Origin of the sequence: Acinetobacter sp. PW68 (genome assembly GCF_020982655.1) — a bacterium.
Lineage (GTDB): Bacteria > Pseudomonadota > Gammaproteobacteria > Pseudomonadales > Moraxellaceae > Acinetobacter > Acinetobacter towneri_A.
The window spans coordinates 2,077,616-2,104,085 of sequence record NZ_JAHZSX010000001.1 but is presented as its reverse complement, the minus strand read 5'-3'; the positions used below and the strand labels follow the sequence as shown (position 1 = coordinate 2,104,085).

Annotated in this window: 25 protein-coding genes; 18 read left to right on the top strand and 7 right to left on the bottom strand. The window is 41.9% G+C overall.

Translation table 11 applies throughout. From position 1 onward, the window contains the following. Positions 1-3 precede the first annotated feature (3 nt). Complete coding sequence (locus K1T76_RS10020) at positions 4-285, bottom strand: DUF2218 domain-containing protein (RefSeq protein ID WP_230245273.1); 282 nt, start codon at positions 283-285, stop codon at positions 4-6. Positions 286-515: 230 nt separating this feature from the next. Here K1T76_RS10020 and rpe point away from each other — a divergent pair, with 230 nt between their 5' ends. The 8 genes from rpe (at position 516) to K1T76_RS09980 (ending at position 8,052) form a co-directional block, all read left to right on the top strand. Further along, entirely contained in the window at positions 516-1,202 is a 687-nt protein-coding gene (gene rpe, locus K1T76_RS10015; RefSeq protein ID WP_230245272.1) for a ribulose-phosphate 3-epimerase, read from the top strand. A gap of 473 nt (positions 1,203-1,675) precedes the next feature. Next, a complete protein-coding gene (locus K1T76_RS10010; RefSeq protein WP_230245268.1) occupies positions 1,676-2,143 on the top strand; it encodes a hypothetical protein in 468 nt (155 codons plus the stop codon). Between the two features lie 45 nt (positions 2,144-2,188). Next, on the top strand, positions 2,189-4,186 hold the full coding sequence (locus K1T76_RS10005) for a multicopper oxidase domain-containing protein (RefSeq protein WP_230245267.1): 1,998 nt from the start codon (positions 2,189-2,191) through the stop codon (positions 4,184-4,186). Continuing rightward, positions 4,173-5,117 carry a copper resistance protein B gene (locus K1T76_RS10000; protein WP_230245264.1) on the top strand — a complete coding sequence of 315 codons (945 nt, stop codon included), beginning with the start codon at positions 4,173-4,175 and terminating at the stop codon, positions 5,115-5,117. Before K1T76_RS10005 ends, K1T76_RS10000 begins: the two co-directional genes overlap by 14 nt. 122 nt (positions 5,118-5,239) lie before the next feature. Continuing rightward, entirely contained in the window at positions 5,240-6,301 is a 1,062-nt protein-coding gene (locus tag K1T76_RS09995; RefSeq protein ID WP_230245263.1) for a cation transporter, read from the top strand. A gap of 152 nt (positions 6,302-6,453) precedes the next feature. Then, positions 6,454-6,771 carry a DMT family transporter gene (locus K1T76_RS09990; protein WP_230245262.1) on the top strand — a complete coding sequence of 106 codons (318 nt, stop codon included), beginning with the start codon at positions 6,454-6,456 and terminating at the stop codon, positions 6,769-6,771. 98 nt (positions 6,772-6,869) lie between these two features. After that, positions 6,870-7,361, top strand: coding sequence for a methylated-DNA--[protein]-cysteine S-methyltransferase (locus K1T76_RS09985; protein WP_230245261.1), 492 nt, complete (start codon positions 6,870-6,872; stop codon positions 7,359-7,361). 52 nt (positions 7,362-7,413) lie between these two features. After that, complete coding sequence (locus tag K1T76_RS09980; RefSeq protein WP_230245259.1) at positions 7,414-8,052, top strand: nuclease-related domain-containing protein; 639 nt, start codon at positions 7,414-7,416, stop codon at positions 8,050-8,052. 61 nt (positions 8,053-8,113) lie between these two features. Here the strand turns inward: K1T76_RS09980 and K1T76_RS09975 are convergent, their stop codons facing one another. Further along, entirely contained in the window at positions 8,114-8,881 is a 768-nt protein-coding gene (locus tag K1T76_RS09975; protein WP_230245258.1) for a hydroxymethylpyrimidine/phosphomethylpyrimidine kinase, read from the bottom strand. 88 nt (positions 8,882-8,969) lie between these two features. On the opposite strand from K1T76_RS09975, the gene K1T76_RS09970 reads away from it, so the two are divergent. After that, a complete protein-coding gene (locus tag K1T76_RS09970) occupies positions 8,970-9,632 on the top strand; it encodes an HAD-IA family hydrolase (RefSeq protein ID WP_230245256.1) in 663 nt (220 codons plus the stop codon). Positions 9,633-9,719: 87 nt separating this feature from the next. Then, positions 9,720-10,082, top strand: coding sequence for a hypothetical protein (locus tag K1T76_RS09965; protein ID WP_230245255.1), 363 nt, complete (start codon positions 9,720-9,722; stop codon positions 10,080-10,082). Positions 10,083-10,196: 114 nt separating this feature from the next. Here K1T76_RS09965 and hemJ read toward each other — a convergent pair whose 3' ends face one another. Beyond that, positions 10,197-10,649: a protoporphyrinogen oxidase HemJ gene (hemJ, locus tag K1T76_RS09960; RefSeq protein WP_230245254.1), complete on the bottom strand. Its 453-nt coding sequence runs from the start codon at positions 10,647-10,649 to the stop codon at positions 10,197-10,199. 18 nt (positions 10,650-10,667) lie between these two features. Next, positions 10,668-11,897 (bottom strand): beta-ketoacyl synthase N-terminal-like domain-containing protein, encoded by a 1,230-nt coding sequence (locus tag K1T76_RS09955; protein ID WP_230245253.1) that lies wholly within the window; start codon positions 11,895-11,897, stop codon positions 10,668-10,670. Between the two features lie 284 nt (positions 11,898-12,181). Between K1T76_RS09955 and K1T76_RS09950 the strand changes: the two genes are divergently transcribed. From K1T76_RS09950 to rimI, 7 genes are all read left to right on the top strand, one after another. Next, a complete protein-coding gene (locus K1T76_RS09950) occupies positions 12,182-13,687 on the top strand; it encodes an EcsC family protein (RefSeq protein WP_230245252.1) in 1,506 nt (501 codons plus the stop codon). Positions 13,688-13,825: 138 nt separating this feature from the next. Next, a complete protein-coding gene (gene rpsL, locus K1T76_RS09945; RefSeq protein WP_019837219.1) occupies positions 13,826-14,200 on the top strand; it encodes a 30S ribosomal protein S12 in 375 nt (124 codons plus the stop codon). A 179-nt stretch (positions 14,201-14,379) separates the two neighbouring features. After that, positions 14,380-14,850 carry a 30S ribosomal protein S7 gene (gene rpsG, locus K1T76_RS09940; RefSeq protein WP_180064740.1) on the top strand — a complete coding sequence of 157 codons (471 nt, stop codon included), beginning with the start codon at positions 14,380-14,382 and terminating at the stop codon, positions 14,848-14,850. 130 nt (positions 14,851-14,980) lie between these two features. Next, positions 14,981-17,116, top strand: a complete 2,136-nt coding sequence (gene fusA, locus K1T76_RS09935; RefSeq protein WP_230245251.1) for an elongation factor G — start codon at positions 14,981-14,983, stop codon at positions 17,114-17,116. 95 nt (positions 17,117-17,211) lie between these two features. After that, positions 17,212-18,402, top strand: coding sequence for an elongation factor Tu (gene tuf, locus K1T76_RS09930; protein ID WP_230243906.1), 1,191 nt, complete (start codon positions 17,212-17,214; stop codon positions 18,400-18,402). Positions 18,403-18,776: 374 nt separating this feature from the next. Further along, positions 18,777-19,658: a metal-dependent hydrolase gene (locus tag K1T76_RS09925; RefSeq protein ID WP_230245250.1), complete on the top strand. Its 882-nt coding sequence runs from the start codon at positions 18,777-18,779 to the stop codon at positions 19,656-19,658. A 105-nt stretch (positions 19,659-19,763) separates the two neighbouring features. Next, complete coding sequence (gene rimI, locus K1T76_RS09920; protein ID WP_230245249.1) at positions 19,764-20,222, top strand: ribosomal protein S18-alanine N-acetyltransferase; 459 nt, start codon at positions 19,764-19,766, stop codon at positions 20,220-20,222. A 39-nt stretch (positions 20,223-20,261) separates the two neighbouring features. Here rimI and K1T76_RS09915 read toward each other — a convergent pair whose 3' ends face one another. The 3 genes from K1T76_RS09915 to trxB form a co-directional block, all read right to left on the bottom strand. Further along, on the bottom strand, positions 20,262-21,077 hold the full coding sequence (locus K1T76_RS09915) for an arginyltransferase (RefSeq protein WP_230245247.1): 816 nt from the start codon (positions 21,075-21,077) through the stop codon (positions 20,262-20,264). A 24-nt stretch (positions 21,078-21,101) separates the two neighbouring features. Beyond that, entirely contained in the window at positions 21,102-21,833 is a 732-nt protein-coding gene (gene aat, locus K1T76_RS09910; RefSeq protein WP_230245242.1) for a leucyl/phenylalanyl-tRNA--protein transferase, read from the bottom strand. 107 nt (positions 21,834-21,940) lie between these two features. Beyond that, a complete protein-coding gene (gene trxB / locus K1T76_RS09905) occupies positions 21,941-22,894 on the bottom strand; it encodes a thioredoxin-disulfide reductase (protein WP_070154293.1) in 954 nt (317 codons plus the stop codon). 341 nt (positions 22,895-23,235) lie between these two features. Here trxB and K1T76_RS09900 point away from each other — a divergent pair, with 341 nt between their 5' ends. After that, positions 23,236-26,421 (top strand): DNA translocase FtsK, encoded by a 3,186-nt coding sequence (locus tag K1T76_RS09900; RefSeq protein WP_230245650.1) that lies wholly within the window; start codon positions 23,236-23,238, stop codon positions 26,419-26,421. Positions 26,422-26,470: the final 49 nt, after the last annotated feature.

The window sequence follows — 26,470 nt, the reverse complement described above, 5'->3', positions numbered from 1 at the left end:
CAGTTAGTGGTGTTGCCAAACCGCGCTCAATTCTGTTTGTGCCATACGACTTAAATGATCAAGCACGACTTGTTCGAGGTAACTTAAATCTGTTTCAGCCTCTTTGGCTTGAATTTCAACCACAAGCTCATCTGTTTGAGGTGTAAGCAAAATTGTGGCGCTTGGCATCATAATTTGGTATAGGGTTGCATTGTCTACAACGTCAAATTTATGTTTCCAGTGGTTGAGTAGACGCTTGGCAATGCGACTTGCTTGTGTTGTTTGAATATGGGCAGAACTGTTCATCATCTATCTGTTTAAACTAACATTGTGTTTAAATGGGTAAAGACCTTTAGCATAACAAAGCCAGACTGAAAGAACAGTGGAATGCTGCAACAGAGCGTTGCGCATATAGAATTATAAAATTGTAATCTAACTGAATCATCGAACTGAATGATCCAATCGTAACAGAATCCACCACACCAACCAGTCTTTGCTATAATGCGCCTCAATCCAATTTTCAGCTAGGTTCTCCCATGTCCAAGCCTTATTTAATTGCGCCGTCTATTTTATCTGCAGATTTTGCTCGTCTAGGCGAAGAAGTGGAAAATGTACTTCAGGCAGGTGCCGATGTGGTGCATTTTGATGTGATGGATAATCACTATGTACCGAATTTAACTTTCGGTGCAGGTGTGTGTAAGGCATTGAAAAACTATGGTATTACTGCACCAATTGATGTGCATTTGATGGTAAAACCTGTAGACCGAATGATTGGTGATTTTCTTGAAGCGGGTGCAGATATTATCACTTTCCATCCTGAAGCTTCTGAGCATATTGACCGTTCATTACAACTGATTAAATCGGGCGGTGCAAAAGCGGGTTTGGTATTTAACCCTGCTACACCGCTACATTATTTAGATTATGTACTTGATAAAGTCGATCAGATTTTACTCATGAGTGTGAACCCAGGGTTTGGTGGGCAAAAATTCATTCCGATGACTTTAGAGAAATTACGTCAGGCACGTCAAATTATTGATGCGTCAGGTCGTGATATTCGTTTAGAAGTTGATGGCGGTGTAGGACCTGCCAATATTCGTGAAATTGCAGAAGCGGGTGCAGATATGTTTGTTGCAGGTTCAGCAATTTTTGGCAAGCCAAACTATAAAACGGTGATTGATGAAATGCGTGCTGAATTGGCAAAAGTTGGCGCAGTCAAAGTATAAGTTTCTACAATCACAAGGTCTTAAACTGTGGATAACTTTGTAGATAACCGTATGGATATCTATGTTGATAACACTATGGATAAACAGATTAATTTATAAACATTGGTACATCAGTGGTTTATGAATTATACGAAATAAGTATAAAAAGGATTCAATTGAATCCTTTTTGTTTATTTTAAATACACTAAATTTATTGAGTATTTACTCAGTTAATTATAAAAATAAGTTGCTTAATATATAACTTGATTGTTTTAGTTGGCTTTCAAATCGCACGGATTCATTCTGTTTTTAATTGTAGAAGACATTGTGTATAAGTGGAGCTTGAATTATATTGAGTAGATTGTGGATTGCACTTGGCAAAAATGTTCAATTCTTGTGCAAGTTCAGGTCTACATCTTTAATACTCAGGAATTCATTTAGTGCTGACTCAACCCTACAAACAAATGTGGTTTGTTGTCCTAATGACATTTGTCATGGGGTGGAGTGGTATTGTCAGTGCTGCGGTCAAACCTGCACATGATTGGATGATGTCAAATCATGCAGTAGGGTCTGAAAATCGGCATTCTGCAACCGCAGCGAGTGAAATGACATCTTTACCAGATTGTCATACCACAGCTTTACAAACGTATCCTGAAACCAAGCAGCATATATCTGGGCATGATGCCAAGGCCAACCATCATCTCAGTCAGCACACATCCGCAACGGATACCGATTTAAATGCGGCAGATTGTTATGGCTCGGCTGATTTTTCTACTGCTGGCATGAATTGTCAAGACTGTGTGCAGTTGCATTGTCAAAACTTAAACAGTGTGTTGCATGTGCAAGTTCCTGAATTGATTCAACCTATAGCACTCTCATCTGTCAATATTCTATTGCCTGCTTATCACGCTCAACATTTACTTGGGCATTGGCAGCAAATTTTACGTCCACCCAAAGCTTAATCCTGAATTCAAAACACTTTTACGTTTTATTTTAAGGATTAAGTCATGTCTAAATTTTATCAGCCTGCGCTGTTTTTAACAGTCTGTGCCTTGTGTTCGAGTTCTGCATTTGCTGCGGTCAAGGAATATCACCTGACCATTGCAGAACAAACAGTCAATATCACGGGAAAACCTGTTCAACGCATTACGGTTAATGGGCAGTTTCCCGCGCCTGCACTCGAATTTGAAGAGGGTGATGAAGCGGTGATTCACGTTCATAATCAATTAAAAAATCAGGATTCATCTATTCACTGGCATGGTTTATTGTTGCCCGGTTTGATGGATGGTGTACCTGGATTTAACGGTTTTCAAGGGATTAAGCCGCAAGGGCATTTTATTTATCAATTTAAAGTGCGACAAAGTGGTACCTATTGGTATCACGCACATTCCAAAGGTCAGGAACAAGATGGTCTATACGGCTCTTTGGTGATTCATCCTAAAGCCAAGCCAGCCGTAAACGCACATGAATATGCAGATCGTGATTATGTGGTGATGCTGTCAGATTTTCATGAAAAATCTAGCAATCAAATTCAGAAAGATTTAAAAATTTCAGCCGAGTTTTATCAAAATCAGCGTGAAACCTTAGGTGATGTTTGGCGTCAAATACAGCGTGATGGACTAAAAGCCACATGGTCAGACCGTAAAATGTGGAATCAAATGCGTATGCTGAAAACCGACCTTTCCGATGTCACAGGCTATACTTTTTTAATGAATGGCAAGACACCTGAACAGAACTGGACAGGTGCATTCAAGCCAAATGAAAAAGTGCGTTTGCGCTTTATCAATGCCTCTGCCATGTCATTTTATGATGTTCGGATTCCAAACTTAAAAATGACAGTGGTCAGTGCTGATGGTCAGCCAGTCAAACCTGTCACAGTGGATGAATTTCGTATAGGCACTGCGGAAACTTACGATGTGATTGTTCAACCTCAAGCAGCGCACTATCAAATTGAAGCAGAATCGATAGACCGCTCAGGTTTTGCAGTGGGGAGTTTGCAGAGTGAATTTCATTCTGCAAAATCAAATCTACAGCTACCTGCAGCGCGTCCGCGTGCTTTACTCACCATGCAAGATATGGGGCATGCCACAGAGCATTCAGGTGATGATCATTCCAAAATGAATCATGCATCAGTGTCTGAGGTGGATCACTCCAAAATGAACCATGCAACGATGTCTGAGATGAATCACTCCAAAATGAATCATGCGGCAATTGATCATTCGAAAATGAATCATGCTGCGATGTCTGAGATGGATCACTCCAAGATGAATCATGGGGCAATGTCTGAGATGGATCATTCCAAGATGAATCATGCAGCGATGTCTGAAATTGATCATTCCAAAATGAATCATGCATCAATGTCTGAGATGGATCACTCCAAAATGAACCACGCTGCAATGTCTGAAAATGCGAATACACAACATCGTATGCCTTCAGCAGAACACAAAAATGTAGTGGTATATGGATGGGCAAATGCTTCTACACCTGCGGGGCATAAGGCCTTGAATTATGAGGATTTGAAATCGCTGCAGCCACAAGCAGATACACGTGAACCCACCAGTGAATTGGTCGTGCGTTTAGGCGGTACGATGGAGCGTTATATCTGGACAATCAACGGTAAGAAATTTAGTGATGCCACACCGCTCAAGGTGAAATATGGTGAGCGTATTCGGATCAAATTTATCAATGACAGCATGATGGCGCATCCAATGCATTTACATGGCATGTTTATGCAGTTGGAAAATGGTCAAACGGCAGCAGAAATGCCGAATAAACACACATTAATTGTGCCGCCAGGTCAAACTGTAACTGCACTGCTTACTGCAGATGAATTAGGTGAATGGGCAATACATTGTCATTTGCTCTATCACATGAGCGCGGGAATGATGAATAAATTGATTGTAGCGCAGGTGAGTGAAAATGAACCGCTTTCAACCACAGCAATTCAAGCCACTCAAACCTCTTCAGCGACAGCGCAAAAAGGAGCAACACATGCACAACATTAATCTTATTGCGAAAACGGTTTTAAGTATTTCTGTCTGCTGCATCAGTACAGTTGGGCTGGCAGCGACAGAGGAACATAGTGCACATGCTAGTTCCGCAGAGGTTGCAACAATCGCTGCTCAGGAAGATACTCAATCGCATCAATCGCATCAATCGCATCAATCGCATCAATCGCATCAATCGCATCAATCGCATCAATCGCATCAATCGCATCAATCGCATCAATCCGCCTCGCCCGTACAAGAGTTGCAGTCACATGATCATCGTAAAGAACATGGTGCGCAAATATATACGGTGAGCACTTTAGATACACAATGGCAAGTGAACGACCATGCCGAGGGAGTACTCAAATCTGAATTACAAACTCGTATTGGAACTGATGAAAACAAGTTGTTTGTGAAAATTCATAGCGATAAGCACGAATCACAAGCGACTGAATATGATGCCAAGTTGTTATACAGTCGTATGATTTCAGATTTCTGGGATGTGCAAGCAGGTGTGCGTTATCGACATGAAGTGAATCAGCAAGCGCATCAAACAGACCGAGAAAATAAGTTTGACGCTGTGCTTGGCTTACATGGTTTAGCTCCATATTTTTTTGAAACCGATGCTTATTTTTATTTGGGTGAAGATCAATATGCGGCTTTGAGTTTGGAAGCCACACGGGATCTGTTATTGACTCAGAAATTGATTGCACAGCCTTATTTAGATGTAGATGTTATTCTGCAGGATGATGCCAAATATGCGAAAAAAACAGGACTCAACCGCGCGGCTGTGGGGGTGGAAATGCGTTATGAAATCAGCAAGAACATCATGCCGTATATCAGTGCAGGTTATGAATATACGAAAGGCGATCAACACACTGCTTGGCAGTCTGCAACCGATTCCGAGCAGAGCGGCTTATATGCGATAGGCTTGCGTTTCAGGTTTTAATGATTAGGGGTATTTATCAATGATTAAGTCAATGGATCGTTGCTGCTTCTAAATAGAATAGATTGTCCCTAAATACATAGGCTTGGTTTATACTGAGCCTATTGTATTTTTGGGTGTGGCGTATGTCTTCATCAACTCAAGATCCTCAATCGAATCAAGATAAAAACTTAGAAAACCAAAATCTAAACAATACTGGCTGTGGTTGTGATACGCAAAAAAATGTAAACCAGCCTTGTGCAACTGCGCCTACACACTCCAAGTCATGTGGCGATACAGGCTGTGGTTCGTCTTGCGATACAGAAAAAAGCTGTGCTGATCAAAATAGCTGTACATCTGCAACGACTGCCAAGACAGATAAATCAACAGTCGTAGGTTCTGAACTTTTGAGTCCGTGGGTGAGTGCGTACCATATTCCTAAAATGGATTGCGGTGCTGAAGAACAAATGGTGCGAATTGCTTTGGCAGACCATAATGATATTGCTGCCTTATCTTTTGATTTGCCTGCACGACTTTTAAAGGTTAATCACAACAATCAATCTGCCACAGAAATCACCCATAAATTAGAAGCATTGGGTTTGGGTGCTGTGTTACAACAAACTGAAGCCAATACACAAACCGAATTGCCTGTATCTAACAGCGCTGCACAACAAAAAGTGCTGTATGCCTTGCTTGGCATTAATGCTGCTATGTTTTTGGTGGAATTGATTGCAGGTTTAATTGCATCTTCTACAGGGTTAATTGCCGACTCCTTAGATATGTTTGCCGATGCCGCCGTGTATGGTTTGGCACTATTTGTGGTGGGACAATCGGCTAAAAAGCAACTTAAAGCTGCACATCTTTCAGGTTGGGTGCAATTGGCTTTGGCCGCATTGGTGATTGTGGATGTACTGCGTCGTTTCGTCTTGGGCAGCGAACCAGAATCTATGTTGATGATGCTCATTGGCGCTGCTGCATTGGTAGCGAATGTCACCTGTTTATGGCTGATTTCAGGGCATAAGGATGGTGGAACCCTCATGCAGGCTAGTTATATTTTTTCGGCCAATGACGTAATTGTGAATTTAGGCGTGATTATCGCGGGCGGTTTAGTGATGCTCACAGGCTCGAATTATCCAGACCTGATCATTGGCTTAATTGTGGCCATGTTTGTGTTGAATGGTGCGCGCAAAATTTTAAGTTTAAAATAGGTACGGGTACAGTATCGCTGTGCGGTAGCTTAAATTGCAACAGGAGGAACGACCTCCCTTGTTTGGGTTTTTGGAAATAGTCAAAGCGACTAAATACTCGACAAGAAAAATCTTCAGGACGGCCTGATTTCATGATATTGAAGGAGGGCGTTATGGCCTGGATGATGTTGATATTGGCGGGTATTTTTGAAGTGGTTTGGGCATATTCCATGAAGTTGTCTGACGGCTTTAGTAAATTAACGCCCAGTATCGTGACTATCTTTTTTATGATTTTAAGTTTTGCGCTTTTGGCCTATGCCATGCGTACTTTGCCATTAGGCACGGCTTATACGATTTGGACAGGTATAGGCGCAGTCGGTTCATTTTTAGTGGGTGTTTTTGTGTTAGGCGAACCTGCCAGTGCTATGCGTATGTTGGCAGCTGTTCTGATTATTTCAGGTTTGGTGCTTATGAAAATTTCATCTAGCTAACTTGGAATCTGGTCAATTGGCGTGAGCGCTCATTAACAGATCGGTTTGAGTTAAAAACAGGATGAGCTGATACCCAACCTGCTTGAGGAGAAAAAATAATGCAACTGGCATTTACTGAAATGGACACTCCTGTAGGCGTGCTTAAATTGGTGGCTCACGATCATGCATTGGTTGCGGTAATGTGGGATAACGAAGATCATAAACGGGTACGTTTAGCCAATTTAGTTCGACAAGATGATCATCCAATTTTGCTCAAAACTCAGCAGCAACTCCAAGACTATTTTTCAGGTCAGCGTCAGCAATTTGATGTGCCTCTTGATTTTGAAGGCACTGAATTTCAGAAGAAAGTTTGGCAGGCGTTATTAAACATTCCTTTTGGGGAAACTCGCAGTTATAAGCAAATTGCCGAACAAGTTGGTAGTGTCAATGCGATGCGCGCCGTAGGTGCGGCAAATGGCAAAAATCCAATTTCGATTATTGCGCCGTGTCATCGGGTGGTGGGTGCAAGTGGAAAGCTGGTGGGCTTTGCAGGTGGCTTGGATAATAAAGCGATTTTGTTAAAGTTAGAATCATCAACTTCAAAATTTTAAATAACTGATATTAAATAAAAATTTTTGATCTAAATAAAATAGAGCAGAGGAAATGTTAAAAACATTATTGTTACAGTTTTGGTGGCTTATTCTGCTTGTTGCAGGTGTGGGACTGATCAAAATTTTCAAACCTTTTCTAAAGGGAAAGGCGGGGGAACTCGCAGTAAGTATGCATGTGAAGTTGTATTTAGATGAACATTATATTTTGTTGAATGATGTAACTCTGCCTGATGAGTCCGCAGGAACAACTCAAATAGATCATATTTTATTGAGTCCTTTTGGAGTTTTTGTGATTGAAACAAAAAACTATAAAGGCTGGATTTTTGGTGGAGAACGCCAAAAAGTATGGACACAAAAAATTTATAAAAAGAGCTATAAGTTTCAGAATCCTGTCTATCAGAACTATAAGCATATAAAAGTTTTGGAATCAGTATTGAGCGATATTGTCGAGCCTGAATATCTGCATTCTGTGATTGTATTTATGCCAGACTGTGAATTTAAGACCTCCTTGCCTAACAATGTTTTTAAAGGCAGTGCATGGGTTGAGTATGTCAAAGGTTTTCGGCATGAAGTTATTTCACCGATGAAACTGAAACGTATTCAACTGAGAATTGAAAAAGAACTACTGGATAAGTCTTGGAAAACCAATCGTCAGCATGTTGAAAATTTAAAGCAAAGGCACGAACGTTAAAAGTTGCAATAAAAAACCTGATACAGTGTGATCAGGGTATGAAAGAGTTGAACGTTAAATACTAAAACCTTTTCGGAATTTTCTGTCCATTCGGTACAGGCGTTTCCGCATTTTTAAGCACACCAAACAGCCAAGTTTCAGCATGTTGTACCGCTTGTTTCAGTTGATCGCCTAATGCCAAGCGCCCTGCAATAAAACTTGCCAATGAACAACCTGAACCGTGATATTCACCTTCAAGACGTGGACAGCGAGTTTCAGAAATCATTTCATTGTTGATATACAGTGCATTACGAATATGATCAGGAGTATCTTCATGTCCACCTTTGACCAAAACAGCCTGTGCCCCCATTGCAAATAATTTAGCTGTTGCGCATTCTAAATCATCTTCACCCGTTAAAGCACGTAATTCCACAGTATTTGGCGTGATTAACGTCGCCAGTGGAATTAATTCGACAAATGCCTGAACCAAAGTCGCTTGATCGCCTAAAGACCCTCCGCTATTGGCAACCAAAACAGGGTCAAGCACATATAAATAATCAGGATGTGCACGTAAAAAATCTGCCAGTGCTGCAATGTTTTCAGTGGTGCCTAACATGCCCGACTTTACGACTTTAAGGGGCAAATCATTCACCACCGCATTGGCTTGTGCCAATAACAATTCTTTAGAGGTGGCTTCAAAGCCAAACACTTGCTGAGAGTTTTGAATAGTCAGTGCTGTGCAGGCAATTGCTGCATGTGCACCGCTATTGCCAATGGCTTCAATATCAGCCTGTAAACCAGCACCACCCGAAGGGTCTAAACCAGAAAAACAAAGTACTGTTGGTCGCACACACATATCCTTAATTGCTTCTATTTACGTTAGTATAGGCAACTTTGGAATAACTCTCGATAGTCATTTAGGCACATAGGCTGACATTGTGATAAAGAACCTTTTAATTGATTTAGATGGCACGCTGACCGACCCGAAAGAGGGCATTACCGCTTCTGCGCGTTATGGTTTGGCTAAGGTTGGACATCCTATTTCAGATACGGAAAATATTGATTGGATTATCGGGCCGCCCTTAAAAGCCTCTTTGGCAAAATTACTTGATGTAGATGTGCATGACGTATTGGCAGAGCAAGCCTTAGCAGGCTATCGAGAGCGTTTTGCTGCAACAGGCTTGTTTGAAAATCACGTCTTTGATGATGCTGCTGCAACATTGGCAGATTTAAAACAACAAGGCTATAAACTGTTTTTAGCAACAGCCAAGCCTGAAATTTATGCACGCCAAATTTTAGATCATTTCGATTTATTGCAATATTTTGAATATCCCTATGGTAGTGAACTGAATGGTGAGCGTACCAATAAAGCGGATTTAATTGCCTATATTTTGCAGCAAGAACAATTGCAACCTGAACAATGTTTAATGATTGGAGATCGTGAACACGATATTTTCGGTGCGCGAGCCAATGGCATCGATTGTGTTGCAGTCGAATATGGCTATGGTTCGGCTCAGGAGCTAGACTACGCTGCACCAAAATACAGAATTCAGCGTTTTGCGCAAATCTTGTCGGTGCTTGAACAGTTACTTGATGAGTGAGATGCTTACATCTGTTTGCATTTCTAGCGCAGTATTATCACAAAGATCATGTTTCAATATTTAGGGTCTGTTGAAAGAGGGTATGTGATGAAGATATCTAGTCAATTTAATGCAATCGTAGCTGCTCCAATGCTGATAGCTGCCATGTTTATGACAGCGTGTGCCAATCATGCTGTTACATCCACAACACCTGCTGCACAGGTCGAAATGTACACATCATTGCAACATCGACAGTGTGAGCCAGATTCAGGTTTAACCCTTACAGAAATTGTTCAGCGTTTACAGCAGGCACAGATTCAAGTGAAGCATGCCAGTGTAGGTTCAGATGGGCGGATGTATGCACAGGTCTGTGGCGGAGCAGATGGAAAAATTGCTATAGTCACGATTCCTCAATCTCAGCAAAAACAAGCAGCGGCATTGGGTTTTCAGCCTTACTCAGCAATACGCTGATTCAAAGCTTAAATGATGTTTGAGTTGTCATCCATAAAAAACCTCAGCTCCTTGAACTGAGGTTTTTTAAAACCGAATTAGGGTGAGATGTCTAGATGCTTGGCTTTTCAAATTTTAGAGCTGAGGTTTTACCACGACTAAAATTACAATCGCCAATAACAGCACAGTTGGCATTTCATTGAAGAATCGCCAAAACTTGTGTGATTTATAATGCGCATTGCCAATCAGTTTTTGGCGGTAATAGCCACAAACTAAATGGTAAATCACCAATAACCCGACCAATGCTACTTTCAGGTAAAACCATAACGCATCGTGGTAATTGCGGGTCGCATCGCCCCAATCTACCAAAAAGTGTGCCGTAATGAGGGTCGCAATCATCGACGGCCACATAATTCCTCGGTACAACTTGCGCTCCATGATTTCAAAACGCTGATGGCTCAGTGTATCTTCACTCATGGCATGGTAAACATATAAACGTGGTAAGTAGAACAATGCAGCGAACCAGCAAACCACGGCAATAATATGTAATGCTTTTACCCATAAAAAAGCATCAGAAGGTGCATCCATCGACTATCCTATAGGAGATTATTCATCCCACTTCTTGAAAATAAGGCAGGCATTTACACCGCCAAAACCGAAACTGTTACTCATCACAGTATTCAATTTTGTGTTGCGTTTTTCAAGTACGATATCAAATGCTTTCGCGCCTTCATCCAGTTCAGTGACGTTGATGTTTGGTGCAATGAAGTCATTTTGCATCATCAAGACAGAATAAATCGCCTCTTGAACCCCAGCAGCACCTAAGCTGTGACCTGTCATTGACTTCGTTGAGCTGAGAGCAGGCACTTTACCTTCACCAAACGCACGTTCCATGGCTTTTAATTCAGTCACGTCACCTGCTGGAGTAGAAGTACCATGTGTGTTGACATAGTCAATTGCGTCTACACCGTGTTGTTTCGCTTCTTCTAAAGCCATCAAGATACAACGTGTTGCACCTTCACCGCTTGGTGCAACCATATCTGCACCGTCAGAGTTTGCAGCATACGCAACCACTTCAGCTAAGATATTTGCACCACGCGCTTGAGCGTGTTCAAGTGATTCAAGCACCACGAAACCACCACCGCCAGCAATCACGAAACCGTCGCGGTCTGCAGAATACGGACGAGATGCAGTTTCAGGTGTGTCATTGTATTTAGAACATAATGCGCCCATCGCATCAAACAATAAGCTTTGTGACCAGTGATCTTCTTCACCGCCACCTGCAAGCATTAAATCTTGTTTACCCAATTGAATTAGGTTGTAGGCATAACCAATTGCATCTGCAGAAGTTGCGCATGCGCTAGTAATTGAGTGAGCGATCCCTTGTAATTTGAACGCAACGCCCAAGTTAGCTGTAATCGTGTTCGACATGTTACGTGGTACGAAGAAAGGACCAATTTTACGTGCGCCTTTTTCTTCAAGTAACTCGATCATTTCTGCAACAGATGCAGTTGAGTTACCACCAGAACCACCCGCGATACCGTAACGTGGGTTGCCTGCTAAATCTTCTTGCTTTAAGCCAGCATGTTCAATCGCATCGACTGCAGCGTTGTAAGCGTACATCGCACACACGCCCATGAAGCGTTTTAATTTACGGTCAATGTGGTCAAAATTTTGTTCAGCAGCTGCACTAACATGGCTCTTGAAATTCAGTTCAGCATACGTTGGGTTGGAACGTGTTCCAGAAATACCGTTTTGTAAAGAATGAGTCACAGCTTCTAAAGTATTACCAATGCACGAGTTAATGCCCATGCCGGTGATTACAACACGTTTCATCTACAGATCCCTTATATGGTGATAATGTTGAGCCGAACACCGCAATTGCACAGCTGTGCCTGATACGGGATGACTCATGTCTTTCAATTGCGTTCATAATAACAGAAAGAATTTTGAATTCTTATGGCAAATATGATGCCACTTTGCAGCAGTGTTCAAACCACCAAAACACAGCAGAATGGATGCAGGAAGCCAACCAAAAGATACACAATCATATTGAGATAAACTTAGACTACACCTAGTATTTACCTATAAATCATAGAAATTAAAAATGAGGAGTAAGAATGTCAGATTCCAACAATAACCAATCAAGCGGATTCTTCTCGAATGCGATTGGAGTGGCTAAAAAGCTCAGCAGAACAGGCATCCATGTTTTGCAGCAAGTTGCACCAAGTGCTGTAGCGAAGGATGAGCACAGTGCAAAATCAGGACAAATTATTGAAGGTCAGGCGCGTAGCTTTAGTGCTTTTCAAGCACGTCAATATGACAATCCTCAACACATGCTCAGACAGCATGTGCCACAAGTTTCACGTCAGCTTTTAGGTCGTCACTATAACCGCGTCAATCAGGTGGCGAGTTTTGTGTCGCCCGATTTTTCTGACAAAATTTCAGATTATTTATTTGATCAGTTGAATAGTTTTACTTCCAATATTAGCTCAGTTGATGATGTGCTTGATCAGGCTGGTGTACATGATTTAGAAGAATTGACTCAGGATGTGGATCGTTCTAAGCGAATTGGTCAAGCACTCGCAGAACAAAATAAATGGATTGCATCACTGCAAGGCGCATTAACAGGTGCGACAGGAGTAATGGGTTCAACCATTGATGTGCCTGCATCTATTGTGATGTCTTTGCGTACCATTTATCAGGTGGGGCGTGCCTACGGTTTTGAACTGAATAAAGATACTGAGCAAGAAATTGTTCAGTTTATTTTTAAACAAATTGATTTGGGCGTTATTGCAGAAAAGCAAGCAGTGCTGATGGGGCTGAAAACCTTATCCAATATGCTACAAACTCATGATGTGCATCAATTACAAAATATGCTCGGTTCAAGCAATGATTATGAGGCTTTAAAGAAATACTTCTTGAATGAGCAAGGTCAAGTCAAATGGCCTTGGTTGAATCATGTACCTAAGTTCTCTATGCTGAATAAACTTACGCCTGTTGCAACAGCATCGGTCAGTGCTATATATAGCTGGAAATTGGTAGAAGATGTACATCACAAAGCGCAACAAGTATTCTCCAATGCTCGCAGCTATTTAATTCAACATAAAGACAGCAACTTATCTGCCATTCATGCTTATGAAAAGTCGTTAGAATTACTTGCACAGGCTGCGCCTAAACTATTGGAACAGTTAAAAGGTGAAGATAAGGCTCAAGACGATCTAGATGAGTCATTAGATACAAATAACCAAGCTGCAGAACCTTATGATGCGACCACACAAGTACTAACGGATCATCAAAGCATCCGTAAAGTCAAAGTACAGAAAAAATCTGACAAAGTGGACGCAACCGAAACACAGCGAGATGAAAATATTCAGCAAGGTTTAGAAGAATTGGCAGATCAAATGCTAGAGCCACATGCTGAAGTTGCACCGCAAAAACCTGCTGTAACTGCAGAAGGAATTGATGAATATATGCAGGAAGATGCTTTAGAGCCTGTGGAGGATTCAACCCAAGTGACTGAAACTGCTTCTGAAAACTCAGTAACATCAAGCACAGAAAATGCAAAGCAGGTTAAAAAAAAACCGAGAACTCGTACAAGTACTCGTAAGCCAAAAGCTGAATAAAAACAAATGATAAGTAGAAATATGGTTGGTATTTTAACTGCCTATGAAATATTGACCATTTTTCTATCTTCGCTTACAATTGCATGCCCTCAAAAAGTAGTATGTTTTGGGGCTTTTTATTAACGGGAGAATTGCCACATGGCAACAACAAATCAGTTGATCCGTAAGGGTCGTACGACTTTGGTTGAAAAATCAAAAGTTCCTGCGTTGAAGGCTTGTCCACAACGTCGTGGTGTTTGTACACGTGTTTACACAACTACACCTAAAAAACCTAACTCAGCAATGCGTAAAGTTTGCCGTGTTCGCTTAACTTCAGGTTTTGAAGTTTCTAGCTACATCGGTGGTGAAGGTCACAACCTACAAGAGCACAGTGTTGTTCTTATCCGTGGTGGTCGTGTTAAAGACTTACCAGGTGTACGTTACCATACCGTTCGTGGTTCTTTAGACTGTGCTGGCGTGAAAGATCGTAACCAGGCACGTTCTAAATACGGTGCTAAACGTCCTAAGAAATAATCTTTTGAAGATTAACCGCTTAGTTCGTAGAACTGCAATCCTTTATCGTCTCGCTTGTCTGATTTCTGCATTTAATTTTGTGAAATTCAAGCGACGTGTAGTAAGGCCAGCGAAATGCACACGACACTTTGTGCTACGGCTGGATCACCCTGAAGTGTCATATTTATAGGTAGTTTAAAATGCCAAGACGTCGCGTAGTCGCTGCTCGTGAAATCCTTCCGGATCCTAAATTCAGCAGCCAAACAATCGCTAAATTCATGAACCACGTAATGCAAGATGGTAAAAAATCTATTGCTGAAAGTATCGTTTACGGTGCTTTAGACCGCGTTCAAGAAAAATCTAAAGTTGACCCAGTTGAATTTTTTGAAGCTACGCTTGAAAAAGTTCGTCCAATGGTCGAAGTAAAAGCACGCCGTGTTGGTGGTGCTACTTATCAAGTTCCTATGGAAGTGCGCCCATCCCGTCGTACTGCTTTAGCGATGCGTTGGTTGGTAGATGCTGCTGCTAAGCGTTCTGAAAAAACTATGGCTTTACGTCTTGCTGGTGAGTTGCTTGATGCAGCTGAAGGTAAAGGCGCAGCGGTTAAAAAACGTGATGACGTGCATCGTATGGCTGAAGCCAACAAAGCATTCTCTCACTACCGCTTCTAAGCGACTAAAACAGCCCCTATTCAGGAGGGTGATAGCTTGGTTTACGCCAAACTGTCATCGAATCGCTTTAAGCTGTCCGTCAGCTTAAAGCGCCTGTTTTAAACAACAAAATTTAGGAATGCAAGAGATCATGGCACGTCAAACCCCAATTTCTCGTTATCGTAACATTGGTATTTCTGCGCACATTGATGCTGGTAAAACCACGACTACAGAACGTATTTTGTTCTACACAGGTGTATCTCACAAAATTGGTGAAGTACACGATGGTGCAGCAACAATGGACTGGATGGAGCAAGAGCAAGAACGTGGTATTACCATTACTTCTGCTGCTACGACTACATTCTGGTCAGGTATGTCTAAACAGTTCCCTGAACACCGTATCAACGTAATTGATACACCGGGACACGTTGACTTCACCATCGAAGTTGAACGTTCTATGCGTGTTCTTGATGGTGCGTGTATGGTTTACTGTGCTGTAGGTGGTGTACAACCTCAGTCTGAAACTGTATGGCGTCAAGCGAACAAATACCAAGTGCCTCGTTTAGCATTCGTGAACAAGATGGACCGTACGGGTGCCAACTTCTTCCGTGTTGTTGAACAAATGAAGACACGTTTAGGTGCATCTCCAGTACCTGTAGTAATCCCTGTTGGCGCTGAAGAAAACTTCCAAGGCGTAATCGACTTGATCGAAATGAAAGCGATCATTTGGGACGAAGCTTCACAAGGTATGAAGTTTGAATACGGCGAGATCCCAGCTGATCTTCAAGCAACTGCTGAAGAATGGCGTACTAACATGGTTGAAGCTGCTGCTGAAGCTTCTGAAGAGCTAATGGACAAATACCTAGAAGAAGGCGATCTTTCTAAAGAAGATATCGTTAATGGTCTACGTATTCAAACTTTGGCTTGTCAAATTCAACCAATGCTTTGTGGTACAGCATTCAAAAACAAAGGTGTTCAACGTATGTTGGACGCAGTTATTGAATTCTTACCATCGCCTACAGAAGTTAAAGCGATTGAAGGTATTCTTGACGACAAAGCTGAGACTAAAGCGATTCGTGAAGCATCTGACGAAGCTCCGTTCTCTGCACTTGCGTTCAAAATCATGAACGACAAATTCGTAGGTAACTTAACTTTCGTACGTGTTTATTCTGGTGTTCTTAAACAAGGTGATTCTGTTTATAACCCAGTTAAATCTAAACGTGAACGTATCGGTCGTATCGTGCAAATGCACGCGAACGATCGTCAAGACGTTGAAGAAATTCGTGCGGGTGATATCGCTGCGTGTGTAGGTCTTAAAGACGTAACTACAGGTGATACACTTTGTGATGAGAAAAATGTCATCACACTTGAGCGTATGGAATTCCCAGAGCCAGTAATTGCATTGGCTGTTGAACCAAAAACTAAAGCTGACCAAGAAAAAATGTCAATTGCTTTAGGTCGTTTGGCGAAAGAAGATCCATCATTCCGCGTTCGTACAGATGAAGAATCTGGTCAAACGATCATTGCGGGTATGGGTGAACTTCACCTTGACATCATCGTTGACCGTATGAAGCGTGAATTCGGTGTTGAAGCAAACATTGGTAAACCAATGGTTGCGTACCGCGAAACGATCAAAAAGACGATTGAGCAAGAAGGTAAATTCGTACGTCAAACTGGTGGTAAAGGTAAATTCGGTCACGTATACGTACGTTTAGAGCCGCTTGATCCTGAAGCTGGTAAAGACTATGAATTCGCTGAAGAAGTTGTAGGTGGTGTAGTACCTAAAGAATTCTTCGGTGCAGTAGACAAAGGTATCCAAGAACGTATGAAGAATGGTGTCTTAGCTGGTTACCCAGTTGTAGGCATTAAAGCGACATTATTCGACGGTTCATACCACGATGTCGACTCTGACGAATTATCGTTCAAAATGGCGGGTTCTTACGCGTTCCGTGACGGTTTCATGAAAGCAGATCCTGTTCTTCTTGAGCCAATCATGAAAGTTGAAGTAGAAACTCCAGAAGACTACATGGGCGATATCATGGGTGACTTAAACCGTCGTCGTGGTATTGTTCAAGGTATGGACGACTTACCTGGTGGTACTAAAGCAATTCGTGCAGAAGTTCCACTTGCAGAGATGTTTGGTTACGCAACACAAATGCGTTCAATGTCTCAAGGTCGTGCGACTTACTCTATGGAATTTGCTAAATATGCTGAAACTCCACGTAACGTGGCAGAGGGCATCATTGCTAAATTCCAGTCTGGTGGTAAAAAAGGTGACGACGAGTAATCTTTCGATTACTATAAGCGCAAACTAATTTATAGTTAAAAAACCTAATGCTCATGGAGTGATCCTCCATGAGTTGTTTTAAAAAGGAAGATCTCATGGCTAAGGCTAAGTTTGAACGTAATAAGCCACACGTTAACGTGGGCACAATCGGTCACGTTGACCATGGTAAAACAACTTTAACAGCTGCAATTGCAACTGTATGTGCAAAAAAATTCGGTGGTGAAGCGAAAGACTACGCTGCAATCGACTCTGCACCAGAAGAAAAAGCACGTGGTATTACAATTAATACTTCTCACGTAGAATATGACTCTCCAACTCGTCACTACGCGCACGTAGACTGCCCAGGCCACGCCGATTATGTTAAAAACATGATTACTGGTGCTGCTCAGATGGACGGCGCGATCCTTGTATGTGCTGCGACTGACGGTCCAATGCCACAAACTCGTGAACACATCCTTCTTTCTCGTCAGGTAGGTGTACCTTACATCATCGTATTCTTAAACAAATGCGACCTTGTAGACGACGAAGAACTTCTTGAATTGGTTGAAATGGAAGTTCGTGAACTTCTTTCTACTTACGACTTCCCAGGTGATGACACTCCAGTTATCCGTGGTTCAGCTCTTCTTGCGCTTAACGGTGACGCTGGTCAATATGGTGAAGCTGCAGTTGAAGCTCTTGTTGAAGCGCTTGACACTTACATCCCAGAGCCAGTACGTGCAATCGACCAAGCATTCTTAATGCCAATCGAAGACGTATTCTCTATTTCTGGTCGTGGTACAGTAGTAACTGGCCGTGTAGAAACTGGTATCGTGAAAGTAGGCGAAGAAGTTGAAATCGTAGGTATCAAAGACACAGTTAAAACAACTGTAACTGGCGTTGAAATGTTCCGTAAACTTCTAGACGAAGGTCGTGCGGGCGAGAACTGTGGTGTTCTTTTACGTGGTACTAAGCGTGAAGACGTACAACGTGGTCAAGTACTTGCTAAGCCAGGTACAATCAAGCCACACACTAAATTCGATGCGGAAGTATACGTACTTTCTAAAGAAGAAGGTGGTCGTCACACTCCATTCCTTAACGGTTACCGTCCTCAATTCTATTTCCGTACAACTGACGTAACTGGTGCAATCCAGTTGAAAGAAGGCGTTGAAATGGTAATGCCAGGTGACAACGTTGAAATGTCAGTAGAATTAATCCACCCAATCGCAATGGACGCTGGTTTACGCTTTGCGATCCGTGAAGGTGGTCGTACTGTAGGTGCGGGCGTTGTTGCTAAAGTAACAGCATAATCACTTTATAGTGTGAAAAGCGCTCCGTTTGGGGCGCTTTTTTTATGGCTGTATTTTGCGTGCTAGTTTCCAGATGGATGAAAGCTTGCTGTATTGATGGTTGAAATAACGCTCTTTGAACCTTGAATCAATCTACAAAATATTTTATGACCTTCTTTTGCTATGGTGTTAATAGCTTATTTTTTCTCGTAAATAAAAAAATAATTTCACTTATCTTTATTTTTTGTTGCTCATGTCCTGAACTGACAATTGGCTGTCCTTAAGTGCAGTTAAATAACGCACAGAAAACCGTAATATGAAATCATACCGATAAATAAAAAAAAGTGGGTTACAGCGTGAGTAACGTCATGGATGTAGCCTCAGGAGTAAGTAACATGAATGCTAAGTTGAGTGTAAGTGAACGTGCTGGTGCGAGTTTTCCTGTCCGTCGTATGAATTTCAACTTTGATGCTGTACCTGAATATTGGATGAGTGGTAATGCAGGCTTAACTCATTTTATGACTGCTTTATCTGCATTATTCCCTGCAGGAGAGAAGTTTTTTATAGATAGTGTACGTTCGGTGCGTTATCACCCAATGCTGAAAGACAATGCAGATTTACAGAAAGAAATTAGTGCATTTATTGGACAAGAAGCCATGCACACGCATGAGCATGTTAGTTTTAATGCCGCTGCACAGAAATTTGGACATGATGTAGATACTTTAGATCGTTATACAGATATCGTGATTCAAACTAGTCGTAAATTTATAGCAAAGTTAGCTAAACCGATTGGCATTACACAGGAAATGGTAGATTTAACTTCAACTACTGCGCTAGAACATTTTACGGCAACGATTGCTTCACAATTATTGACCAATTCACATATTCAAGAATTGATGACTGATGACACTATGAAAAGCATGTGGTTGTGGCATGCAATTGAAGAAAGTGAACATAAAGCTGTGGCTTATGATGTGTTTGAAGGTGTGTTTGGTAAGGGTTTGAAAGCTTATGCACTACGGACAAGTTCTTTGGTTATCTCGATGCTGACTTTATTTTTAGTACAAAACTATTTTTTATTGCGTTTATTAAAACAAGACAAGCAGTTGAATCTAGAAAATTTACGTATGATTTATCGTTTTGCTTATAGTCCATCTAAAGGGATTATTACCGGCATGGGCAAAGAAATGTTGTTCTATTTCAAGCCGAATTTTCATCCTAACGATTTTGACACCACAGCTTTATTAAATACTTGGAAAGCTAAATTAGGCTTTTAAACTTTTCCCTTTGGTCAGGCAACGCAAGTTGCCTTTTTTTTTACTCGATTTTTTTGTAGTGAAATCTATAATGCCTACATCTTAGAACAGCACAAGATCATTCTTATGATTCGTTTAATGCAGACCCATGATGTCGCTGATGTGGTTGCGATTGAAAATTTGGTACAAAGTCATCCGTGGAGTACCAAACAATTTGCCGAAGCGGTGGACAGTTATCACAGTACCGTGATTGAACACGCAGGGAAAGTGGTGGGTTTTTGTATTTTACAACCTGTGTTGGATGAAGCAAATTTGTTGTTGATGGCGGTACACCCAAGCCAGCAAGGCAAAGGTTTAGGTTATCAACTGCTAGAACATTCTATTGCGGGATTGAAGAATCAACCTGTGCAGATTTTTTTAGAAGTGCGTGAAAGTAATTTAGCTGCGATAGCCCTGTATGAAAAGTCAGGTTTTCATCAAATTGATTTACGTAAAAATTATTATCCTAAAACGGATGGGACACGCGAGCATGCCATTATTATGGTGAAATCTTGTAGTGATGATTTTGCCAGTTTGTTTAAGTAAATCAGATGAAGGTAAAAACTGGTCTTGTGTGAATTCAGTTTATTTGATGATGGAGTTATTCCAACCTAAGGGCAGAGTGGTCATTAAGGAGTTTCCCAACTGCTGCACCTCATCGGTATTTAGGCTGCGGTTAATGCGTCGCCATTGACCATCGAGAAGTAGCTCAAGGGGCACATATTGCGATTTGTAGTTCATTTTGTTGGAATGAGGCACCCAATAGCCTAAGTAAACATATTGCAACTCCAAATGCTGTGCCTGTTCAATTTGTTTTAATACTGCAAATGTTCCGAGTGAGCGACGACTTTCGTCTGGATCAAAAAAGGTATAGACCGCAGAAATACCATCATCTAAATAATCACAGGTCGATACTGCAATTAAGCGATCAGCTTGCCAAACTTCTAAAAAGAAGCTGTTGGTACAACTGTGGATGAGGAATTTTTCAAATTGGTCACGACTGGCAGGGAACATATCGCCATCGGCATGTCGTTCATTTATATAGCGTTCATACAGCGCATAATGTAAATCGCCCGCATCTTGCGGCTTGGTGATTTTGATCTGTAAATCATGATTGCGTTTCCAAGCTTTCTTTTGGGTGCTGTTCATTTTAAATTCAGCGACAGGAATACGCGAAGAAAGGCATTGACGGCACAAATGACATTCTGGGCGATAAACAAAATCGCCACTGCGACGAAAACCGACCCGAGAAAGTTCAGACAAGGTCAGCACATCAATTTTATGTGCAGGGTCTAAAAAAACCATTCGCGCAGATTTTTCAGGTAAATAGCTGCAATCGTGCGGCGGAGTAATGTAATACTGCAAATCATTTAGCAGGGATTTTGGGTGATATGAATTCATTTTCAAGATCCCTCTCTGTTATTCTCATTCAAGTAGGCGCGCATACTGCGCTATTGTTTTACTTGAAAATACACTGTCCTGAAATTTTTTCCAATTGATCGCAGGCTGTTTTACAACATCTTGTAACGATATAAGATAGTCTTGGCGAGAAAGTGTACATGCTCCGAGACTAATTAAATGGTCATTGACCAATTGGCAGTCAATCCAAGGCAATTGTTGTTCTTGTCCGAGCAGCATCAAACTATAAAAAGCCATTTTGGAGACATCGGTACGCTGGCTAAACATAGACTCGCCAAAACAGCTTTTGCCAATACTCACACCATATAAACCACCGACCAAAAGATCTTGCTCCCAAACTTCTACACTATAGCCATAACCTGCTGCAAAAAGCTGACAATAACCTTGAATGATCTCTTCAGAAATCCAAGTTTCATTGGCGTAGCTACGGGGCAAGGCACAATTGCGAATCACTTGTTCAAAGGCATGATTAATAGTAATGCGATAATCTATTTTTTTCATGTTGCGGATTAAAGACTTACTCGGCTGATAATGTTGCGGAATAATTACGCAACGTGGCTCAGGACTCCACCAACAAATAGGATCACCTTCTGAAAACCATGGAAATAAGCCATGTGTATAGGCTTCATATAAGGTTGAAGGGGAAAGGTCTGCACCTACACAAATCAAGCCTTCACCCTCAGGATCAACTTCAATGGGATCGGGGAAAATGAATTGTGAAGCCGGGAGCGTGTGCATATCAATTGCCGTATGAAGTTTTACGATGAACTTGATTTCATCATACCTAAAAATGTCGTGATAAAAAAACCGCTCAAGGAGAGCGGTCTTTAAACTTGGACACTAAATTATTCACCAAGTGCATCTAAATATTTTTCTGCATCCAGTGCTGCCATACAGCCTGAACCTGCAGAAGTAATCGCTTGGCGATAAATGGAATCGGCTACATCACCCGCAGCAAATACGCCAGCCACAGAAGTTTGTGTCGCATTGCCTGCAGTGCCGCTTTGTACTTGGATATAACCATCACGCAAGTTTAATTGACCTTCAAACATGCCTGTATTTGGTTTGTGACCAATTGCAATGAATAAGCCAGACACATCAACATCTTGAGTAGAGCCATCAGTGGTTGATTTTAAACGTACTGAAGTTACGCCTGTGTTGTCGCCCAAGACTTCATCAACTTGGTTATTCCAAAGAATACTGATTTTGCCTTCTTTTTCTTTGGCAAATAAATGATCTTGCAAGATTTTTTCAGATCGAAGTGAATCACGACGATGCACCAATGTCACGTGTGATGCAATGTTAGACAGGTATAATGCTTCTTCAACAGCCGTGTTACCACCACCAACGACCATCACTTTTTGGTTTTTGTAGAAGAAACCATCACAGGTAGCACAAGCACTTACGCCTTGACCCATAAATGCTGCTTCAGATTCTAAACCTAAATATTGTGCAGTCGCACCTGTGCAAATGATTAAAGCATCACAGGTAAATTCTTCCATATCGCCTTTGAGTACAAATGGGCGCACATTCAGGTTCACTTCATTGATATGGTCATACACGATTTCTGTGCCAAAACGCTCTGCATGCGCTTGCATACGCTCCATTAGCGCTGGGCCTGTTAAACCTTCAGGATCGCCTGGCCAGTTATCAACTTCTGTGGTCGTAGTGAGCTGACCACCCAATTGTAAGCCTGCAATTAAGGTCGGTTTTAAGTTGGCACGTGCGGCATAGACTGCGGCACTATAACCTGCAGGGCCTGAACCTAAAATAATTAAACGTGAGTGACGAGCGCTCATGCACAGCATCCTTTTTTTATTTAGAAATTTATGGAATTATACGTGAAACAGGATGAGTTTGCTGTGTGATTAAAGTTGATATTACTGATCATGTAAATCGATTTGAGCTATATAGAAAAAGTTAACAACACACTTCAATAATCTTGCATCTTTTTCTAGGCAACACATGCATAATAGAAGGTCTGTTATAATTTATAGCTTGCTGTGTGATGAAGCTTGCATCGTGAAATGCAACTTAAATGACACAGCTAAATGAAATACAGATGCTCCGAATCAGGTGGCTTTTTAAGACCATCGAACAAACAAAAAACATTGATGAAGAATTGGCGACAGGACAATATATGACTGCGGTGTCGGGTGCTTATGCACATCGCTTAATAGCGACATTATTTTTGGTCTCTTTTGGAATATATCTGTTCCTTGCAACAGTAACCTATACTCCATTTGACCCAGGTTGGATGCATATTTCCAGTGACACCCAACAGGTTTCAAATGCGAGTGGAATCGCAGGTGCGTGGATTGCTGATTTATTGTTTGGCTTTTTAGGTTGGGCGAGTCTGCTTCTTCCTGCTTATTTTTTTATTGAAGCCTTACAAGTCTGGTGGCCACGTAGTTTTTTAAACCGTCCATTTCGTTATGCTGCACAATTCTTCATTTTATTGGCCACTGCAAGTTTGCTGTATTTGTTTTGGCAAGTGCCTGCCGATACGTTAGACAACGCCTCAGGTGGCATCATTGGTTTTGAACTTGGGAAAAGTTTATCGCAAATTTTAACCATTTATGGGGCAACACTTTTTTTAGTCGTCTTTTGGATTTTCTTATTTACCCTCGCATTTGGGGTGAAATGGAACAGAACCTGGGCAACTTTAAAAGCCACACCTGCTTATATGCAAGACTTGTTTTACCGCAATGTGCCTGAAGCAGAATCTGACTTTGACCGTTCCGCACCACAGGTGAAAAAGACCGTTGTCGCTGCTGCACCTGTGGTTGCTGCTGAAGTGGCGTCAACCGATTTAGAACCGAGTGAACCCGTGGTTGCACAGGTGAAACAATCTGAAGTAGCTACGCCACATCCTGCAGCAGAGCGTATGTTTAATCACATGCTGCAACGTGAAGAAGAAGAACAGCAGGCGCAGCAACAGTTATTGGTGCAAGATGAAATTGATGATGTTGAATTAGAAAAAACCATCGAAAAGGCGCATCGCTTAGAACAAGACAGCCAGCGTATTGTTGCGACAGGCGAAGTGTGGCGCGCTTTAAAAGAAAATACCGACAGTCAGCATAACCAAGACATTCATGCTTTATTACGTGCTTCTGAAGAACCAGAGCCACATCTGCAATCAAAGCCTTTTGATGAAGTGCGTCCTGTATCTGCGGCGTCTCAATCCACTGCAAAATTATCATTGGATTGGGATGATGACCAAATTTTTGATGAATTGCTCGCGGCAGTTCCACAAGGCAAAGCTGCAAGTGATTTACATAGCCCATTCCAAAACCATGCGGGAATGGATGCTTTAGATGAGCCTGCGACCCAGCAAGAAACAGTGCGTCCGCACTCGAATCCTGCAATTCACGATTTTAACGATGAACTCAGCAGATTTGAGTCAGATTTTAATCCGCCATCTTCAAATGCTTCGAATACGCAAAATCAGGCTGTACGCCAAGAACGTCATTTGCAGCATGATTTAGACAGTTTAGATGACTTGTTGGTGGATGATCTTTTGGGTGATGAGTTACAGCAAGATGCATTTCAAGATCAAGCGCCTGTAGCGCGTAGTACCAGTAGCTATGCACAAAGTTCTGCTTTTGTTCAGGCACCTATTCAGACGGCAGCCACTGCCGCAGTGATGGCAAACGCAGCGACTGCTACACAGGCTGAACAAGCAGAAAAAGTGGCGTTATCCAAAGAAGCATTTATCGAAGCTTGGCAGGAAACCGCAGGCAAACCACTAGACGAAGATGACTTTGATTTTGATGCGCCCTTGACCGATGCACATGGTCGTCCGATGTCCCGCGCCATGCAGGTTGCAGAAAAACGTCGTGATCTTTCTCCGCTTCCAGGTTTGGATTTGCTCGATAAAGTCGATCCAAACAAAAAAGTGAACTTCACTGCAGAACAATTATCGCGCTTGTCGGAATTGCTGGAAATTAAATTACAGGAATTTAATGTCAAAGCCAAAGTGGTTGAAGCACAGCCTGGCCCTGTTGTGACCCGTTTTGAGCTGGATTTGGCACCCGGGGTCAAAGCGTCGAAAGTGACCAATATTTCCCGTGACTTAGCGCGTTCAATGTCAATGGCATCGGTACGTGTGGTCGAAGTGATTCCGGGCAAGCCGTATATTGGTATTGAGGTACCGAATAGTTCCCGTGAAATGGTACGTTTGATTGAGTTATTACAAACGCCTGCTTTTGAAGATCCAAACGGCATTTTATCTATGGCGATGGGGAAAGATATTTCAGGCAATCCCGTGATTACTGAATTGGGCAAAGCACCGCACATGCTGGTGGCGGGGACGACGGGTTCTGGTAAATCGGTAGCAGTGAACTCGATGATTTTGTCGATGTTGCTGAAATATAAGCCTGATCAATTGCGTTTAATTTTGATTGACCCGAAACAACTGGAGCTCGCTAACTATAATGACATTCCACATTTGTTGACGCCTGTGGTGACTGACATGAAAGATGCGGTCAGTGCTTTAAATTGGTGTGTCAATGAAATGGAACGTCGCTATAAGCTGATGTCTTTCCTAAAAATTCGTAAATTAAGCGACTATAACCGTAAGGTTGAAGAATCTATTGCCAATGGTGAAGATTTAATTGATCCAACTTGGAAACCTGGCGATTCTGCAACGCAGGAACGTGCACCGCGCTTAACGCCATTGCCATCTATTGTCATTGTGGCAGATGAGTTTGCCGACATGATTATGCAAGTAGGAAAGAAAGCGGAAGAAATGATTACCCGTTTAGCACAAAAATCACGTGCAGCAGGGATTCACTTACTTTTGGCAACTCAGCGTCCATCGGTAGATGTGATCACTGGTCTAATTAAAGCCAACATTCCAACTCGTGTGGCTTTACGTGTAAACTCAAAAATTGACTCACGAACTATTTTGGATGCAGGTGGCGCAGAAGATCTGCTCGGTCATGGTGACATGCTGTTTTTAGGGCCAGGTAAAATTGAACCAGAACGTGTACATGGTGCATTTATTTCGGATGATGAAGTCAACCGTATTTGTGATGCATGGCGTGAGCGTGGTGATCCTGACTATGTTGATGAAATCTTGACACCATTTGATGAAGAACCGTCTTCACGTGGTTTTGAAGATGGTGAGGGCAGTCCAGACCGTGATGTGCTATATGATCAGTGTGTGGCGTTTGTGCTAGAAACACGTAAAGTATCGACCTCATCTTTACAGCGGAAATTCAGCTTGGGCTATAACCGTGCAGCGCGTATTGTTGATCAGATGCAAGAGCAAGGTATTGTGAGCGAGCAGGGTGCAAATGGGAAACGTGAAATTTTAGTGTAAAGCTTCATTTTCTGTTTGATCTTGAATCAAGTACTGTAATAAAAAAATC

What these genes read in the sequence shown, in the direction of transcription:
- K1T76_RS10020 (WP_230245273.1), bottom strand. Translation starts at nt 285, where the DNA reads ATGAACAGTTCTGCCCATATTCAAACAACACAAGCAAGTCGCATTGCC.
- rpe (WP_230245272.1), top strand. Translation starts at nt 516, where the DNA reads ATGTCCAAGCCTTATTTAATTGCGCCGTCTATTTTATCTGCAGATTTT.
- K1T76_RS10010 (WP_230245268.1), top strand. Translation starts at nt 1,676, where the DNA reads ATGGGGTGGAGTGGTATTGTCAGTGCTGCGGTCAAACCTGCACATGAT.
- K1T76_RS10005 (WP_230245267.1), top strand. Translation starts at nt 2,189, where the DNA reads ATGTCTAAATTTTATCAGCCTGCGCTGTTTTTAACAGTCTGTGCCTTG.
- K1T76_RS10000 (WP_230245264.1), top strand. Translation starts at nt 4,173, where the DNA reads ATGCACAACATTAATCTTATTGCGAAAACGGTTTTAAGTATTTCTGTC.
- K1T76_RS09995 (WP_230245263.1), top strand. Translation starts at nt 5,240, where the DNA reads ATGTCTTCATCAACTCAAGATCCTCAATCGAATCAAGATAAAAACTTA.
- K1T76_RS09990 (WP_230245262.1), top strand. Translation starts at nt 6,454, where the DNA reads ATGGCCTGGATGATGTTGATATTGGCGGGTATTTTTGAAGTGGTTTGG.
- K1T76_RS09985 (WP_230245261.1), top strand. Translation starts at nt 6,870, where the DNA reads ATGCAACTGGCATTTACTGAAATGGACACTCCTGTAGGCGTGCTTAAA.
- K1T76_RS09980 (WP_230245259.1), top strand. Translation starts at nt 7,414, where the DNA reads ATGTTAAAAACATTATTGTTACAGTTTTGGTGGCTTATTCTGCTTGTT.
- K1T76_RS09965 (WP_230245255.1), top strand. Translation starts at nt 9,720, where the DNA reads ATGAAGATATCTAGTCAATTTAATGCAATCGTAGCTGCTCCAATGCTG.
- hemJ (WP_230245254.1), bottom strand. Translation starts at nt 10,649, where the DNA reads ATGGATGCACCTTCTGATGCTTTTTTATGGGTAAAAGCATTACATATT.
- K1T76_RS09955 (WP_230245253.1), bottom strand. Translation starts at nt 11,897, where the DNA reads ATGAAACGTGTTGTAATCACCGGCATGGGCATTAACTCGTGCATTGGT.
- K1T76_RS09950 (WP_230245252.1), top strand. Translation starts at nt 12,182, where the DNA reads ATGTCAGATTCCAACAATAACCAATCAAGCGGATTCTTCTCGAATGCG.
- rpsL (WP_019837219.1), top strand. Translation starts at nt 13,826, where the DNA reads ATGGCAACAACAAATCAGTTGATCCGTAAGGGTCGTACGACTTTGGTT.
- rpsG (WP_180064740.1), top strand. Translation starts at nt 14,380, where the DNA reads ATGCCAAGACGTCGCGTAGTCGCTGCTCGTGAAATCCTTCCGGATCCT.
- fusA (WP_230245251.1), top strand. Translation starts at nt 14,981, where the DNA reads ATGGCACGTCAAACCCCAATTTCTCGTTATCGTAACATTGGTATTTCT.
- tuf (WP_230243906.1), top strand. Translation starts at nt 17,212, where the DNA reads ATGGCTAAGGCTAAGTTTGAACGTAATAAGCCACACGTTAACGTGGGC.
- K1T76_RS09925 (WP_230245250.1), top strand. Translation starts at nt 18,777, where the DNA reads ATGAATGCTAAGTTGAGTGTAAGTGAACGTGCTGGTGCGAGTTTTCCT.
- rimI (WP_230245249.1), top strand. Translation starts at nt 19,764, where the DNA reads ATGATTCGTTTAATGCAGACCCATGATGTCGCTGATGTGGTTGCGATT.
- K1T76_RS09915 (WP_230245247.1), bottom strand. Translation starts at nt 21,077, where the DNA reads ATGAATTCATATCACCCAAAATCCCTGCTAAATGATTTGCAGTATTAC.
- aat (WP_230245242.1), bottom strand. Translation starts at nt 21,833, where the DNA reads ATGCACACGCTCCCGGCTTCACAATTCATTTTCCCCGATCCCATTGAA.
- trxB (WP_070154293.1), bottom strand. Translation starts at nt 22,894, where the DNA reads ATGAGCGCTCGTCACTCACGTTTAATTATTTTAGGTTCAGGCCCTGCA.
- K1T76_RS09900 (WP_230245650.1), top strand. Translation starts at nt 23,236, where the DNA reads ATGACTGCGGTGTCGGGTGCTTATGCACATCGCTTAATAGCGACATTA.